The 14,621-nt window shown below is 36.7% G+C and carries 14 protein-coding genes; 8 read left to right on the forward strand and 6 right to left on the reverse strand.

The window, feature by feature from the left end:
- Positions 1-49: 49 nt before the first annotated feature.
- Positions 50-376, reverse strand: a complete 327-nt coding sequence (locus tag M0D58_RS16775) for an ArsR/SmtB family transcription factor (protein ID WP_248391853.1) — start codon at positions 374-376, stop codon at positions 50-52.
- Between the two features lie 92 nt (positions 377-468).
- Complete coding sequence (locus M0D58_RS16780) at positions 469-1,422, reverse strand: beta-1,6-N-acetylglucosaminyltransferase (protein ID WP_248391855.1); 954 nt, start codon at positions 1,420-1,422, stop codon at positions 469-471.
- Between the two features lie 442 nt (positions 1,423-1,864).
- On the opposite strand from M0D58_RS16780, the gene M0D58_RS16785 reads away from it, so the two are divergent.
- The 5 genes from M0D58_RS16785 to M0D58_RS16805 all read left to right on the forward strand — a co-directional run bounded on the left by M0D58_RS16785 (position 1,865) and on the right by M0D58_RS16805 (position 6,876).
- Positions 1,865-2,692 carry a DEAD/DEAH box helicase gene (locus M0D58_RS16785; RefSeq protein ID WP_248394993.1) on the forward strand — a complete coding sequence of 276 codons (828 nt, stop codon included), beginning with the start codon at positions 1,865-1,867 and terminating at the stop codon, positions 2,690-2,692.
- A 52-nt stretch (positions 2,693-2,744) separates the two neighbouring features.
- On the forward strand, positions 2,745-2,939 hold the full coding sequence (locus M0D58_RS16790) for a cold-shock protein (protein WP_248391857.1): 195 nt from the start codon (positions 2,745-2,747) through the stop codon (positions 2,937-2,939).
- Positions 2,940-3,074: 135 nt separating this feature from the next.
- Entirely contained in the window at positions 3,075-3,533 is a 459-nt protein-coding gene (locus M0D58_RS16795; protein ID WP_248391862.1) for a MaoC family dehydratase, read from the forward strand.
- A 72-nt stretch (positions 3,534-3,605) separates the two neighbouring features.
- Positions 3,606-4,703, forward strand: coding sequence for a calcium:cation antiporter (locus M0D58_RS16800; protein ID WP_248391863.1), 1,098 nt, complete (start codon positions 3,606-3,608; stop codon positions 4,701-4,703).
- 502 nt (positions 4,704-5,205) lie between these two features.
- Positions 5,206-6,876, forward strand: coding sequence for an LVIVD repeat-containing protein (locus M0D58_RS16805; protein WP_248391864.1), 1,671 nt, complete (start codon positions 5,206-5,208; stop codon positions 6,874-6,876).
- Between the two features lie 83 nt (positions 6,877-6,959).
- Here M0D58_RS16805 and M0D58_RS16810 read toward each other — a convergent pair whose 3' ends face one another.
- The gene (locus M0D58_RS16810) at positions 6,960-7,268 is read right to left on the reverse strand and encodes a hypothetical protein (protein ID WP_248391866.1); all 309 of its coding nucleotides are present in this window, start codon (positions 7,266-7,268) and stop codon (positions 6,960-6,962) included.
- 203 nt (positions 7,269-7,471) lie between these two features.
- On the opposite strand from M0D58_RS16810, the gene M0D58_RS16815 reads away from it, so the two are divergent.
- From M0D58_RS16815 to M0D58_RS16825, 3 genes are all read left to right on the forward strand, one after another.
- On the forward strand, positions 7,472-8,329 hold the full coding sequence (locus M0D58_RS16815) for a helix-turn-helix domain-containing protein (protein ID WP_248391868.1): 858 nt from the start codon (positions 7,472-7,474) through the stop codon (positions 8,327-8,329).
- A gap of 181 nt (positions 8,330-8,510) precedes the next feature.
- Positions 8,511-9,014, forward strand: a complete 504-nt coding sequence (locus M0D58_RS16820; protein ID WP_248391870.1) for a hypothetical protein — start codon at positions 8,511-8,513, stop codon at positions 9,012-9,014.
- A gap of 548 nt (positions 9,015-9,562) precedes the next feature.
- On the forward strand, positions 9,563-10,126 hold the full coding sequence (locus M0D58_RS16825) for a GNAT family N-acetyltransferase (protein WP_248391873.1): 564 nt from the start codon (positions 9,563-9,565) through the stop codon (positions 10,124-10,126).
- A gap of 143 nt (positions 10,127-10,269) precedes the next feature.
- Here the strand turns inward: M0D58_RS16825 and M0D58_RS16830 are convergent, their stop codons facing one another.
- The 3 genes from M0D58_RS16830 to M0D58_RS16840 are packed head-to-tail and all read right to left on the reverse strand — an operon-like array spanning position 10,270 to position 14,621.
- The gene (locus M0D58_RS16830) at positions 10,270-12,297 is read right to left on the reverse strand and encodes an LVIVD repeat-containing protein (protein ID WP_248391875.1); all 2,028 of its coding nucleotides are present in this window, start codon (positions 12,295-12,297) and stop codon (positions 10,270-10,272) included.
- A 52-nt stretch (positions 12,298-12,349) separates the two neighbouring features.
- Positions 12,350-13,657, reverse strand: a complete 1,308-nt coding sequence (locus tag M0D58_RS16835; RefSeq protein ID WP_248391877.1) for a glycosyltransferase family 2 protein — start codon at positions 13,655-13,657, stop codon at positions 12,350-12,352.
- 10 nt (positions 13,658-13,667) lie between these two features.
- Positions 13,668-14,621, reverse strand: a complete 954-nt coding sequence (locus tag M0D58_RS16840; protein ID WP_248391879.1) for a TackOD1 domain-containing metal-binding protein — start codon at positions 14,619-14,621, stop codon at positions 13,668-13,670.

Consider the following 14,621-nt stretch of genomic DNA (forward strand, 5'->3'; position numbering starts at 1 on the left):
TGTTTATTGGTTAAATGCAATATTGCGATGATTAAAAGTAAAAAAATACTTAACAGCACTTTTGGTTGGCAACCGTAACAATTATTTTTGAAAAATAATCTTTCAGTACGCTAAAGGTATTTTCATCAATGCAATAACAGATAGCTGTTCCTTCGATGTTTCCTTTGATAAGCCCTGCATTTTTCAGTTCTTTCAAATGCTGAGAAACGGTAGCTTGTGCCAAAGGTAATTCATTGACAATGTCGCCGCAGATACAAGTGTCTACCTTCAGCAGATACTCAATAATGGCAACTCTTGCGGGATGTCCCAGTGCTTTGGCAATGATTGCTATTTTATTCTGTTGATCTGTAAAATGATCTGTTTTAGTTGCGCCCATGAATAATTATATATTGCAATATTACGATTAAGTGATTAATTATCCTAATAAAATATATGTTTTTATATCACATTGCTCTTTTCAGATGTTGGCTAAGACCAGTTATTGTTGCGGTCTTCTCTTTTAAGTTCTCTTTGCACTTCGTCGATTTCCTTAAGAGGAACATGAAAACTTTCGTTGATATATTGAAGAATGCCTTCATGGGTTTTATCATTCACTTTTCTGATAAAAAGCTGGTTGCTGTTTTTAAGTGATTCAATAAGGTGGATCTGATATTGATTTTTATTGAAAAAGTTTTTTTCGATAGAGACTCTTTTATCATCATTTACAATAATATCCTTGAAAACCGTATTCATAAGGACCGTCTGGAAAAATGATTCTGCAGGTAGAAGGGTATGGAGGTAATAATCCTCAAAGTCCATCACCCGTTTGTTATTAACAAGAAAAGTACAGGTTTCTCTGGTAAATATAAACCATTTGCCTCCGATATAGGGGATCACTCCATCCATAAATTCTCTTTTATAAATTAACGAAGAAATTTTATGGCTTAATTCCGTAAAATGATTCTGAATTCTTCGGAATGTATCAGGTCTGTAAAATTTCTGGTCGTAGTAAAAAAGGTAATTTCTGCCGTTATGGGCTGTAAGAAACTGGCGGATGATATTTTGGGACTTCAGCGGATGATCTTCACCGCTTAAATTGATAAAGTAATCCCATTCCTTACTTACATTCAGCAGGTATTCCATTGCGTTAAGCTCTGCCTGGATCATGCTGAAACCTTCCGGCATGATATTCATACTTTCCAAAACAAATGCATTCGGATACTGCATCAGATACACTTGAATTTCTTCTGTTAGCTCCGCTTTGGCCTTTCTGTCGATATGGATAAGGTAAAACTGATCCCGGGTATAGATCTTTTCAAACATGGTCCTGAAAACATCCGCTTTATGATGTACCATAATAAAATAGGCAATTCTGACTTGTCGGGGTGAATGCTGATCCTGGATTTCGGATTGGGTTTGCGAGAGGTTCATGTGGGTTTGCATCGGTACGGAATTTAAATCATCCGCATTTTTGCAAACAATTTGTTTGAGGTGTAAGCTACGAATAAAATTTTGATAATCAATTAATTATATTTGCTATTTTATACTTTGTTTTACCGTACATTTGCAATGTGTTCATAAGACAGGTTCCTGCCTTCGCTAAAACTGGCATCGTTTAAATCATATTTAGATCTCTCAGTCTTGCTTCTACAGCTGCCCAATTATTAATCCGATTTCGAATTAACAACCGGAACTTCAATTCCGAAAATTATAAGAAATGCTATGTTATTGCAGGCTGTCCGATATTTTGAAATAACATGGAAGCTAAGCAAAAAGCTGATAAATGGAAAGGGTATCACTTGATTTATTTATCCTTACAATATTGCCTATTCAGATCCGAAAATGGATTTGCTCACAAGATACCGGGAACTCCCGAACAGTTATGATCAGTTTTAAAAGCTTACATTTAATTAATCCCATCATCCGTGCCGTAACAGAAGCCGGATATTCCAAACCTACAGAGATACAATATTCTGTAATTCCTCATATTCTGGCCGGAAAGGATATCATCGGATGTGGGCAGACCGGTACCGGAAAAACTGCTGCATTTGCAATGCCTATCCTGCAACTGCTGAAAAAGTATACTCCCGATCACAATGAAATAAGAACTTTAATACTTACCCCCACAAGAGAACTGGCCATACAGATTGAAGAAAATTTAAGAATCTACAGTAAGTATCTTCCTCTTTCCCAGCTGTCTGTTTATGGAGGAGTTTCTACAGGCAGCCAGCTTGCTGCTTTAAGGAAGAGAGTGGATATTCTTGTAGCTACGCCGGGAAGACTTCTTGATCTTGCAGGGCAAAGACATATTGACCTTTCTAAAATAGAAGTTCTCGTTCTGGACGAAGCAGACCGTATGCTGGATATGGGTTTTATCAATGATGTAAACAAAATACTGAGGATGATTCCACAGAAAAGACAAACCCTGTTTTTTTCTGCTACAATGCCTGTTGACATTCGGAAATTTGCAAAAACCATGCTGCAGAATCCTGTTGAGGTAACAGTACACCCTGTGTCGGCAAAGAGCGTGGATGCTGTAAATGATGAACTTCCGGATGTTCCGAAAAGCTATATTCACCGAAATAGCAGAACGGGAAGGGCAGGGGCCGAAGGAAGAGCAATTGCTCTCTGCAATGCAGAAGAACAGGTAGATTTAAAAAATATCCAAAAACTGATTGGCTTTACCATGCCGGTTGGACAATTTCAAAAATGAGTTCTGTAAAATATACAGAACGATATACTATTAATTTTTAATAATAATTACAATGCAAAAAGGCACCGTAAAATTTTTCAATGAAGCAAAAGGCTTCGGTTTTATTTCCCCTTCAGAAGGTGGGACAGATATATTTGTACATTCTTCGGGACTGAACACAAGATCTATTCGTGAAAACGATCAGGTTGTTTTTGATGTACAGAAAGGTGACAGAGGCTTAAATGCGGTTAACGTAAAACTCGCATAATTTAATCGATATATTACTTTTATTTTCGTTATATCATCAGCCTCTCGCTCTATGCAGGAGGCTTTAACGGTTTAAGTATTATACAGACGGAAATAATACTTATTTTATTCACCTAACAATTAAAATAATATAACAATGGTTATCATCAACAATTACGAAGAATATAAATTGCTGGAAGGTACAATGGTGGGCAGTTCTTCCTGGCATATCATAGATCAGGATCAGATCAACCGGTTTGCAGATGCGACACTGGATCATCAGTGGATTCACGTAGATTGTGAAAAAGCGGAGCACGAAGGACCATATCAGTCGACAATTGCGCACGGTTACCTTACTCTTTCACTGATACCTTATCTTTGGAAACAGATCGCAGAGGTACGTAATGTCAATCTTGAAATCAATTACGGAATAGAAAATTTCAGATTCGGGATTCCTGTAAAAGTTGATTGTGAAGTTTCTCTTCAGGCTACTATCCGGTCTGTCAATAACCTTAAAGGAACGGTTAAAGTTATTGTCGGGGCAAAGCTTCTTATTAAAAACGAGCTTAAACCTGCGTATACAGGCGATGTGGTATTTCTTTATCAGTTCAAATAGAAAATTTCATTTGAATAAACATCATTAACTTTTATAAGAAGTACATTTTTTATAGAATATCATAAAATCTTTATGTATAAAAACAAATACTTACGGACATGGACAATCATTGTTCCGCTTTTATCATGGCTCTTATATTTTGCAAGTGCTTTTTTTTCTTCAGGCTATTATTCGATCCTTTTAACTTTTTTACTGTTAGGAAGCGTTTTGGCGGCAGTTTATCACTCGGAAGTTATTGCACACCGCATTGGTGAACCTTTCGGTACATTGCTTTTGGCGTTTGCCATTACGGTGATAGAAGTGGGACTTATCATTTCCATTATGTTGGGCGCTAAAGGGCTGGAAACAATTACCCTGGCAAGAGATACTGTTTTTGCAGCCGTAATGATTATTCTTACCGGAATTATCGGGATCTGTATTGTCATAGGTTCATTGAGATACCGGGAGCAGTCTTTTACCCTGAAAGGTGTAAGCACAGCTCTTATTACTCTTACAGCAGTAGTGGTATTTCTGCTTATACTCCCGAATTATACGGTGAGCCACAGCGGCGGAGAATATACATCTTTTCAGCTGCTTTTCATTGCGCTGATCTGCCTGTCACTTTACATTGGCTTTACAATGGTTCAGACAATAAGGCACCGGAGCTTCTTTATTTCACCTCAGAACAAACTTTTGGAAGATCATGGTAAAAAAAATAATTATAAAAAAAGTTCTTATAAGACGATCTACATCAGCAGTTTTTTTCTAATGCTTTGTCTTGGGATAGTAGTATTGATGGCAAAGCTGCTTTCTAAAGATGTTGAATTTCTGGTGATTGCTGTTGGTGCACCCAGATCTGCAGTTGGGATTATCATTGCCGGGATCGTGCTTTTGCCCGAAGCGCTGTCGGCGTTCAGGGCTGCAAAAAATGATCAGATCCAGACTTCTTTGAATCTTGCATTTGGCTCTGCACTGGCAAGTATCGGGCTAAGTATTCCGGCTATTGCAATTATATCTGTTATTACCGGTATAAGAATGACGCTGGGTATTGATATCAAATCAACAGTCCTTCTCGGGCTTTCTTTATTTATTATCACGGTATCACTTGCTACCGGTAAGACCAATATTATGCAGGGGATTGTATTGGTAGGGATTTTTTTAATTTATCTTTTTATAGCCGTAGTGCCTTAAACAGTGCAATGTTTTTATGTAAATCATTTGTTATTGTTGCGTAATTTATAGTTTGCGTGAGTGTCCTTTTCCGAATTTACAAGAATAGTTTCGGCTAAGCTTACTCGTGAGCAAAAGTTTGAGCTTATTCGTATTATGGCCAAACTCGATCATTTTCATATAGAAGTTTTTTTCGAAAATAAGGAACCTGCCAATCTTTTAGATAGGGTAGAAAAAAATATTTCAGGTATAATAAATTTCATATAAGTTTCTGAGATTAAATAGAATACTTTGATGAGTTATCAGCAATGGTATTTAGATTTTAATTTAATGATAAAAAATTTATAGCATATACTATTTTTGTAGTTATTTTACTACATCAATGTACTGTTTAGACTACAAAATGGTCTTGCTTGTCGCAGTAGATTTGTAATGTTTAAAGAGAGCAACAAACAACTATACAAATTAAATTGTGCTATAAAAAAATAGTCACTTTTGTCAATATTATAAATAAAATATTTTTATGAGAAAAATTTTACCGTACATCGCTGTACTTACTTTTCTAACAGTTCTATCTTGCCGGAATGATGGCGACGAAATTCAGGATCAGCAGGAAACGGGTCCTATTTTAAGTTCTGATGCCGGTACATTAAGCAAAAGAATCGACTTTGGAAATGCCGGTGTGCTGGATATGAAACCAAGTTCCGGTGGTAAAACAGTTCAGGCAGGTAATTTTCCCCTCGTATTGGTAGCTGAAGTAGCACCGCCGGTTTATAACGGAAAAACATTAAGAGCAACTCATGTTTCAGTGGAAGGAAATTATGCTTATGTTTCCTATAATACGGAAGGCGAGACCTATCTTGGAGCCATCGAGGTTTTAAATATCACAAATCCGAATGCTCCGCAGCTTGTCATGCAGGCAATCCTCCCGGATACAGATGTAAGCTCTGTACGATACGATAACGGTAAATTATATATTGCAGGTGCTAAAGATATTTATGCTTCGGGAGCATCATCACCTGCTTTTGTAGGAAGTATGACGCTTAACGGTGGTATGCTTACCAACACACTTCAGCAGACTGTACTTAACGGTAAGGTAGGAACGGATGTTACTTCCAGCAGCTCAAAATACTATGCTGTTTCAGGAGCGACGGGTGTTTTGGCACAGCTTAATAAAAGCAGTCAGCAAATTGAAATGTCGATCCCTCTTACTGATCTCAGAGCATTGGGATATAACAACAATAAAATTGTTGTATTGAGCGGAACGGAAGGTGTAAAAATTTATGATGCAAATGGTCTTAATTTAATCACTTCTTTCTCAACTTCCACAGATGTGGCAGAAGCTAAAAGAACAATTGATTTTATCGACGGGAAATTATTGGTTTCGGAAGGATATAATGGAGTTGGGGTTTATAACTTAACTTCAGGAACAAAACTTCAAACGCTTTCTTTACCTACACAGGTTCCGGGTGTTAATGCTTCGGATATTGTAAGCAATGCAGTATCTGTAAATTCAGGAAGGATATTTGTAGCCAATGGAGGGGCCGGTCTTTATGTTTATACTACGGATAATAATCAGCTTAAACTTATGGGTTCGCTTGATTTAACAGGTTCTTCTAATTTCGTAATGAGTAAAGGGGAGTATATCTTCGTTGCAACAGGAACCGGAGGATTAAAAATTATTAAAACCGTAGCTCCTGAAAGTGGTGCTCCCAACTGTTCTGGTTATGCAGTTTACAACGGAAGTGATTGGCTGAATGTGAACTCCGGACAAACATTAGAATACTCCGGAACAAAGAGCCTTCAGGGAATCAATGTAAACCAGACTCTTACTTGGTGCGGGGCATTAACAGCTTCTCAGGGAGTTAACCTGAACAGCAATTCAACATTCAATATGTACGGGCAGTTTTATCAGGGTACACAAAGCAACCCATGGAACTCACTTAATATCAACAGTGGCGCGCTCCTTAACCTGAAAGGTAACCTTACAACTTATGGGCATATGATCCTTAACAGCAACGCCAACTGGAAAATTGAAGGAAATGTAACGATTTTCGGAAACCTTACCATTAACCAGGGATCAAAAATTGAATTTATCGGAACCAATTCATCCATTACCATTCACGGGACAGTTACCAAAAATGGTACTTCAACCATTACCGGAACATTTACGGATGTTAATAATAAATTGTAATCAAAATTATAACACATTAATAAAGGAGACCTTTTTGGTCTCCTTTTTATATCTATCACCTGAATTTAAGTGAAAAATAATATTTACAGCGGATAAACAGTAATAATGACGCCGCTTCCAATGGTTCCCGACTGATCTTCAAACTCAAAATCCATTCCTTCGTAGAATTTATCGTTTGGCAGGTCATCATTTATCATCGTAATTTCGGCACTGATAATATCTCCGGGAAATACAAGTTCTGTCTCAGAAAAAGTCTGGCTTGCCATATACAGCTTGCTTTCGAAAGCAAATTTCAATGAAGCCCGGAAACCGGATGAAACAGGAGTGACAATGCCACCATCTTCTGTTGTTTTATAAGTCATTAATGCTTTAAAGTGGGGGCGTTTTTTCATGAGGTAAATTTTTAAACCAAGCAACCGAACATCAAAAACAGTTTAATGATCACTTGTTTGTTTTGGTGTTTCTGCAGCCTTCTCTATTTTCTTTCTGAAAGATAGTGAAATATTCGAAAACTGCTGTTATAGAAAACTGTCGTGAGATCATCCTAAACTTTATATATTTTATAAATTTGAATAAAGTTTAATGAATAATAATTATGATTAATGATTACAGAAAATATGAACTATTCGGAAAGACCCTGATGCAGAAAATCGAACTGACAGGGCCGTTCAGATACGATTTTCCGGTGGCCGAACAAGCGTGTTTTATTTATATGATGAAGGGAGAACTTCAATACAGATCGGATGATAAATCGGTTAATATTCCTACGGATTATTCATTATTTCTGAATTGTATAAGTTCTGGAAAGCATATTCAGAATTCCAGTCGTGAGGAAAGCTGTCATATTGTTATCGTTACTTTTTATCCTGATATTTTAAAGAAGATTTATGACCGGGAATTGCCGTTGCTTATGCAAAAACCGGAAAATATGGTTTCAAATAAATCCAATCAGAAGATTAATAACGATTTTCTGGTTAAGAAATATGTGGAAGGCCTGCTTTTCTATTTCGAAAACCCTTCGCTCGTCAACGAAGATATCCTGATTCTTAAGCTAAAGGAAATCATTTTACTGCTGGCTCAGTCTGAAAGTGCAGCATCTGTTCAGTTGATCCTGTCCCGGCTTTTTTCTCCGGCGGCTTATTCTTTTAAGCAGATCATTGAAGCGAATTTGTTTTCACAGTTAACTATTGAGCAGCTGGCCGAACAGAACAACCTCAGTGTTTCTTCCTTCAAAAGAGAATTCGCAAGACTTTATAACGACACACCTGCCCATTATATAAGAAATAAAAAACTTGAGAAAGCAGCAGATCTACTCCTGATTTCAGATGAAAGGATTACCGATATTGCATATGATTGCGGATTTAATGATCTTGCAACATTTACGAAGAGCTTTCAGGATAAATTCCACAGCAGTCCTTCAAATTACCGTCTCAGCCACAAAGAAAGCAGATGAATAAGTATTTCTGAATATTTTCGGAGTTGATTTTTGAACCAAAATTGCAAATATCTGAACCAAATCGCAAAAACATTTTTGTCTATCTGTTGCAACTTTGCCTTGTCAGTTTCAGGGAAAAAATTTTCTCTTACAAGCCTGACAATTTTTAGTTGAAAACAAATTTTAAATAAAAACAAAAATGAATTTATCAGGTTTAGGAATTTTTCATACCATCATTGGTATTTCGGCAATTGTAGCAGCAGTAACAGGATTTGTGAAATATGGCAAAATCAATCTTGCTGCGGGTTCTGGGAAAGTATATTTTTATACAACACTTGTGACTTCGGTTACGGCATTGGGTATATCAAAACACGGAGGTTTTAATGCGGGGCATGTTTTTTCATTATTTATTATTCTTCTTATTGCTGTTGCTTATTTTTTATATTCGAAAAGAAAAGGAAGCAGCAAAGCGAGGTATTTTGAAAATTTTTTGCTGTCATTCAGCTTTTTTCTTTCTCTTGTTCCCACAGTTAATGAGACATTTACAAGAGTTCCGGTTGGCCATCCGCTTGCTAAAGACATTAAAGATCCGTTAATCGGGCAGACACTTCTTTTTCTCTTTGTTGTTTTTATTGCAGGTTCTGTTTTCCAGTTTATAAGACAGAGAAAAATCAACAGTAAAAAATTGTTGAGTGAAAATTAAATTCTAATTTATAAATTATTATCAATCCTAAATTCTCTTATCAATCTTCAGAAATTATATTGTATGCATGACTTACTTGCACGCTGTCCAAAAAGTTTGAGGAGCGTTTTTTTTCGCCACCAAAGATGAAGAGATCATTTTTTATGCTCCTTAGGAACAAATTAAATGATTATTTCAGGCACTACGGTGTAAAATGATGATTAAAACTGAAAAATAAGTTTAATAAAGAGACCATCCAACTTTATGGACAGCCTCTTTTTTTTCTTATAAAAATTCGGGATATTTTCGCTGATACTCATTAATAATGTATCCATAAAGTATATTCCCAAAATACACTTGTGCAAGAAATAGCAGCCGGATAGTTTTATTAATTTTAAATGTTTGTAAAGTTGAGTTTTTGTTAATAAACCTTAATGAATAAAAATGGTATACCTCTTTTTTTTTAAATAATTTTGATGCGTGAAAAGTGAAATATTCAATTATTTACTTATGTAAATAATTGAATGGGTGATTAATATATAACGCGTGTAATTATTTTTTTTAAAACAATGATAAGGGCAAAAAAGGAAGATATTCCTAAACTGGTAGCACTGCTGACCGCATCTTTTGAAGATAACAAATCTGCAAATTTTGCTGTAAAGAACAAAAAATCACTTCCCGGACTTTTTGAATATTCAATTGCAAAAGGGTTTCTCTTTGGTGATGTCTGGATGAATGATGATAGAACGGTCTGTGCCATTTTACTGGATCCGAAGAAAAAAAAGCCTGGCATACAATCGGTTTTGCTTGATCTTCAATTGATCTTTAAAGTGGTAGGACTATCAAGAATTAAGAAAGTTCTGAAGAAAGAGGACATTACTGAGCAAACCCTTCCTCAAAATGTAGATTATATTCATTTGTGGTTTTTGGGGGTAATGCCGAAATTACAGGGCAACGGAATAGGAACCTTGTTTTTACAGGAGCTGATTGAATATTATAAAGCTTCAAAAGAAGCCATGTGCCTGGAAACTTCTACATTAGTCAATATTCCTTTCTATGAAAAGCAGGGATTTTCCAGATATGCCACGAAATACTTCGGGTTTGAGTTCTTTTTTTATATCAAACAGTTTTAAAATAAGGAAGAATCCAGATCATTAATGGCCCTCATTTCAAGAATTTTTAATCCGTAGACAATAATAAAGGAGACTGTTTCAAAACAGTCTCCTTTGTGTTTTAACCTAAATCTTTTAATTCAGGATATTAATTAATGTAGCAATTAATTTATTTTCAAAATATTAAGACCAGACTGTCCTGTGGCAACAAATGCCAGGTTGTTATTGATATAAATATAATTGGCAGAACCGTTTAGTTTATAATAACCAACTACTTTAAAGTTTGTTTTATTCAAAACAATGACTCCGTCTGTACCGTTTGCCAGGTAAAGGTAGCAGTTGCTTACGGCAACGGCATTGGTAAGTCCGGTCTGGCTGAAGACATTCTGATTATTAACCTTAAAGTTTCTCGGAACAAAAGTACTCATCAGCTGTCCGTCGTTTAGTCTGATTTTAGCAACCCCTTTATCACTTAAAGCAACGTATACATATTCATCATCAAGAACAATAACATTCTTACCGTCTGTTACAGATTGAGCAAGTGCGGCATAATTGTAAACCTTCACATTTGAACCGTCATTATTGGCAATTCTTAAAGATGCACCATTGGCCTGGGTTGCTAAAAATACCTGGTATGTATTGTTGTGCGCAACATACTTGGCTCTCTCTCCTGCAAAGTTGAACTGTTCGGCCACAGAATATCCGTTGTTAGGATCCAGCTTGAAGAAACCTCCGCCGGTTGTCCCTGTAGAAGCATAAAGATAATTATTGTAGAAATAAGAATTTTTTGCGGTAGAACTCGGAAGTTTATAATTCACGAATGAAGAAAGATCCTGAGTATTGAACACATTATTGTAAAGTGGTGCCGTAACCAGTTTAGAACCGTTTTTATCTCCACCTACAGCGTATAATTTATTGTTCGCCACATCAACATTGTTAAATTCGATGTTGTTGAATAATGCTTCGCTTACAAGAGATGGAGCGCTGTAATCCGTCACATTAAGAATTCTGATAGCTCCCTGCGTATTGCTTCCGGAAAGCGCATCATTGGTATGATAAGATACGTAAGCAAAACCGTTGTTTACCGTAACACCTGTTGCACTAAGCGTAGTGTTGTTGATGGAAGGACTTACCACATTGGCTACTACCGTAAACTGAAGCTGACTGTCTGAACAAGGTGCAATACCTTTTTGAGGTGTACATTCTCCTGCTGCAATATACGTGTTTGAATTTAAAGTAACCTGGTTGTTGATTTTGTTATTGTTTTGAAGAACAGAATACGAAGTATTCACAAAGTTCATATCAATAAGTCCTGTGAAAGCAGGAGAAGCGTTAAGATTTCCGAAAGACATATTCGAAAAATCCATTCTTGCAAAGCTGTTTCCGGCATTGCTTACTTTTCCGTCCACAGAAACGCTTCCGCCGGTAACCTCCGTAAAGGACTGCGGCTTAAGATTCAGTATCCCCGAACCGTTTATATGAAATCCTTTTTCAAAAGTTAAATAACCTTCATTGTTAAGATTTGCGTTCAGATAGTTGTTCTGTGCATTAAAGACCATTCTGCAGTAGTTGTTTACCGTGGAACTTCCGTTAAGGCTTTCAGAATTATTGAAGTTTAAATTGTTGTAATTGTTGATGATTCCGTCAACAGATCCTGTAGTATAGGTTACAAATCCATAGTTGTTTAGCATACCCCCGGAATTCAGGTGGAAATTTACGGAACTTGAAATTTTACCGTTATTTCCTACTTCTACTTTACCTCCATTCGGAACGTTGATCCAGTTGGATCCGCCCAGTTCACCCAAAACGATGATCTTTCCTGCAGAGTTGAAATTGAATCCTCCTGTAAAGGTAGTACCTTCCGGAATATAATAGGTTTCTCCGTTGTTAATGTTATACCAGTTGTTTCCTACAGCAGCAATAGCACCGGAAAGATTAGGGGTATAGGTTACGGTTTTGAGGGAAACAGAATTTTTCTGTCCGTTTTGGTCGAATCTAATGAAATCAACCGCTGAGTTTTTTAGTTCAATACTTTTGGCAAGATCGCCTCCTCCATATCGAAGGGTAATATCTCCATTGGTAATTGAGTTGGAAGTTTCGTTATTTTCGGGAAGAAGATTATCTTCCGAAGAACATCCGGTTGCAGCAACAAGAAGGGAAAATCCTATTACTACGCTTAGTTTTTTAGTCATTGTAAGGGGAAGTTGTTTTGTTTTATAAGGTTTTTTTGAATCGTTAAGTAATTTACGCACCGAATTCACGTGCTTTTTTTGAAGTTTTCTGGGGGTTCCACGGATCTTTGTAAGAATCGTAGAAGAAGAGTTCGTCGAAATAGGCAATAGTTCTTACGATGCGCATGAAGTATCCCATATATAAAGGATAAAGCGGAATGTAAATGATCTTTGATAAATATTTCTTTTTATTTTTCACTATTACCAGGCAAACGATAAACTGCATAAAATAGAGCAGCAAATATACTAAATATTTAAGAGGCAGCCAAAAAAGTAAGAATTCAGGATTTTCAATTATTATTCTTAGCATATAAATCATCCAGGTGATATCCAGCACTAATCCAAAAAAAACATTTTCAAAAAAAGCGAAAAAGTTAGACCATCTGAAATTCTTGTTAGGAATCCATATATCATAGTGTTTTCGTAACCTGAACCGCACCAGCGAGCGAGACCAGCGCAACCTCTGTCTGGCAAGTTTGCTCCATGCTACCGGAACATGGGTATTGCATATTGCATTCTGCTCAAAATGAATATTATAGCCTATTTTCCTGATCTTCACCGTAAGATCACCATCCAGACCCGGACCTACATCCCAGCCACCAACTCTTTCCAGTACTTTTCTAGGGAAAACACCAAATGCTCCTGAAATAATCTTGTAAATTCCTAAGCTGGAAAGAACAATCCTTGAGATACTGATCGACTGCTGATATTCCAGATATTGCATGGTAGAGGTAAGGGAATCTTCATCGTTTCTCACCATTAGGTTTCCGCCGACACCGCCAACATTTTTGTAAACATAAAAGGGGAGGAGGGATTTTTCGATAGCATCGGTGTCAAGGGATGAGTCTGCATCAATATGTACGATGAACTTCCCTTTAGAATATTTCAGTCCGAGATTGGCAGCCGAAGCTTTTCCGCCCCGAATTTCGGACCGGAGGAATTTTGTGATGAACCCTTTTTTCTCAAAAGATCTTCCGATAATTCCGGTATTATCCGTAGAGCCATCATCAACAACGATAATTTCAATATTCTTATACGTCTGCTTCTGCATGGAAACCACCATTTTATGAAGATGTCTTCCTTCATTATGGCCGGGAACAAGAACCGTAACCAAAGGATATTCCCTCATCATTCTTGTATGTGCTCCTTCCCATCTGTCTTTACTTAAAAAACGATTTCTGAAGGTAACAAAAAGCACGATGACCTCCAGGATAAGAAACCTTGGAATATCTATGATGAAAACATACCAGCCCCAGTTCAGGATAGTAGACCAGTTTGAATACCTTATATTAGAAAAAATAATTTCCCAGAAACTTTCCACTGATAATTCGTTAATTGAGCATTTCGCTGATGGCTTTTTGAGTAAGCTCGTAATTGTAGATCTTCTCCAGATTCAGTTCAGAAGGGGTCTGTTCTGTTTTGCAATTGATGCAATGTACGCCTATGAGAGGTTTTTGAAATTCGTGTTTACATAGGTCGTTCAGGCAGTAGAATACTTTTCCCGGTTTATCATAATCAACACCGAGATTTTTAAGTTCCATACTGCATTTCGGGCATATCATTTTTTCTCCCTGCCAGAAGCTCTGTTCTGTTGCTACATAAGCGCATCTGAAGTGATGGATCAGCACCCTTACCTGAAGGTTGTGCTGCTTGCATTTAGGACATTCCTCCCTATAATTCAGAAAGCCGGAATAGCATTTTTTACAGATATGCGAAGTATCAACATAATTCCTTCGAAGAAAGTCATTTTTGTAAGCACTGTTCAGAAGAGCCCTGCCGTTTGCATAGGATTCGGTAGTACCATCATAATATGCTTCTATTCTTGGGTAAGAATATCCGCTGAGGGAGCCTGAGCTTTCGTAAAATTCAATGTCTTTATTTCTTGAATAATAATACATCAATGTTCTTTTCAGTAAATCATCTTCAGAAAAAGAAATTGAAGGATTAAGATTTTTAACGAAATTTAAAATAAATCGTATATAGGGTATTTTGTTTTGTATATCCAGTTCTTTGATATAACCGTCACAAAGCTGTTTAAGATTATAATTTTTATATTCTTTGTAAACTTTTTTTAAGTCTTTCTGCAGGAAAACAGGCTTTAGAAAAACTTTCGGATCCGGATGTCTGATCAGTGAAACCAGGAATTTCCTTACATTCCGGGCTTTATCGTTGTTAATAATCCAGATGTCTGCATTGTCTGCATCTGGAATTTCATTTCTGTCAATACAGTCATCCAGCAATTGTGCGCTGATCCCATTTTCGAGGTTCAGTATTTTGTCAGGCAT

The sequence above is a fragment of the Chryseobacterium nepalense genome, from assembly GCF_023195755.1.
Classification (GTDB): domain Bacteria; phylum Bacteroidota; class Bacteroidia; order Flavobacteriales; family Weeksellaceae; genus Chryseobacterium; species Chryseobacterium nepalense.

Coding starts and splice junctions, on each gene's coding strand:
- M0D58_RS16825 (WP_248391873.1), top strand. CDS start 9,563: ATGATAAGGGCAAAAAAGGAAGATATTCCTAAACTGGTAGCACTGCTG.
- M0D58_RS16800 (WP_248391863.1), top strand. CDS start 3,606: ATGTATAAAAACAAATACTTACGGACATGGACAATCATTGTTCCGCTT.
- M0D58_RS16805 (WP_248391864.1), top strand. CDS start 5,206: ATGAGAAAAATTTTACCGTACATCGCTGTACTTACTTTTCTAACAGTT.
- M0D58_RS16775 (WP_248391853.1), bottom strand. CDS start 376: ATGGGCGCAACTAAAACAGATCATTTTACAGATCAACAGAATAAAATA.
- M0D58_RS16790 (WP_248391857.1), top strand. CDS start 2,745: ATGCAAAAAGGCACCGTAAAATTTTTCAATGAAGCAAAAGGCTTCGGT.
- M0D58_RS16795 (WP_248391862.1), top strand. CDS start 3,075: ATGGTTATCATCAACAATTACGAAGAATATAAATTGCTGGAAGGTACA.
- M0D58_RS16830 (WP_248391875.1), bottom strand. CDS start 12,297: ATGACTAAAAAACTAAGCGTAGTAATAGGATTTTCCCTTCTTGTTGCT.
- M0D58_RS16815 (WP_248391868.1), top strand. CDS start 7,472: ATGATTAATGATTACAGAAAATATGAACTATTCGGAAAGACCCTGATG.
- M0D58_RS16810 (WP_248391866.1), bottom strand. CDS start 7,268: ATGAAAAAACGCCCCCACTTTAAAGCATTAATGACTTATAAAACAACA.
- M0D58_RS16840 (WP_248391879.1), bottom strand. CDS start 14,621: ATGCCTGACAAAATACTGAACCTCGAAAATGGGATCAGCGCACAATTG.
- M0D58_RS16820 (WP_248391870.1), top strand. CDS start 8,511: ATGAATTTATCAGGTTTAGGAATTTTTCATACCATCATTGGTATTTCG.
- M0D58_RS16780 (WP_248391855.1), bottom strand. CDS start 1,422: ATGCAAACCCACATGAACCTCTCGCAAACCCAATCCGAAATCCAGGAT.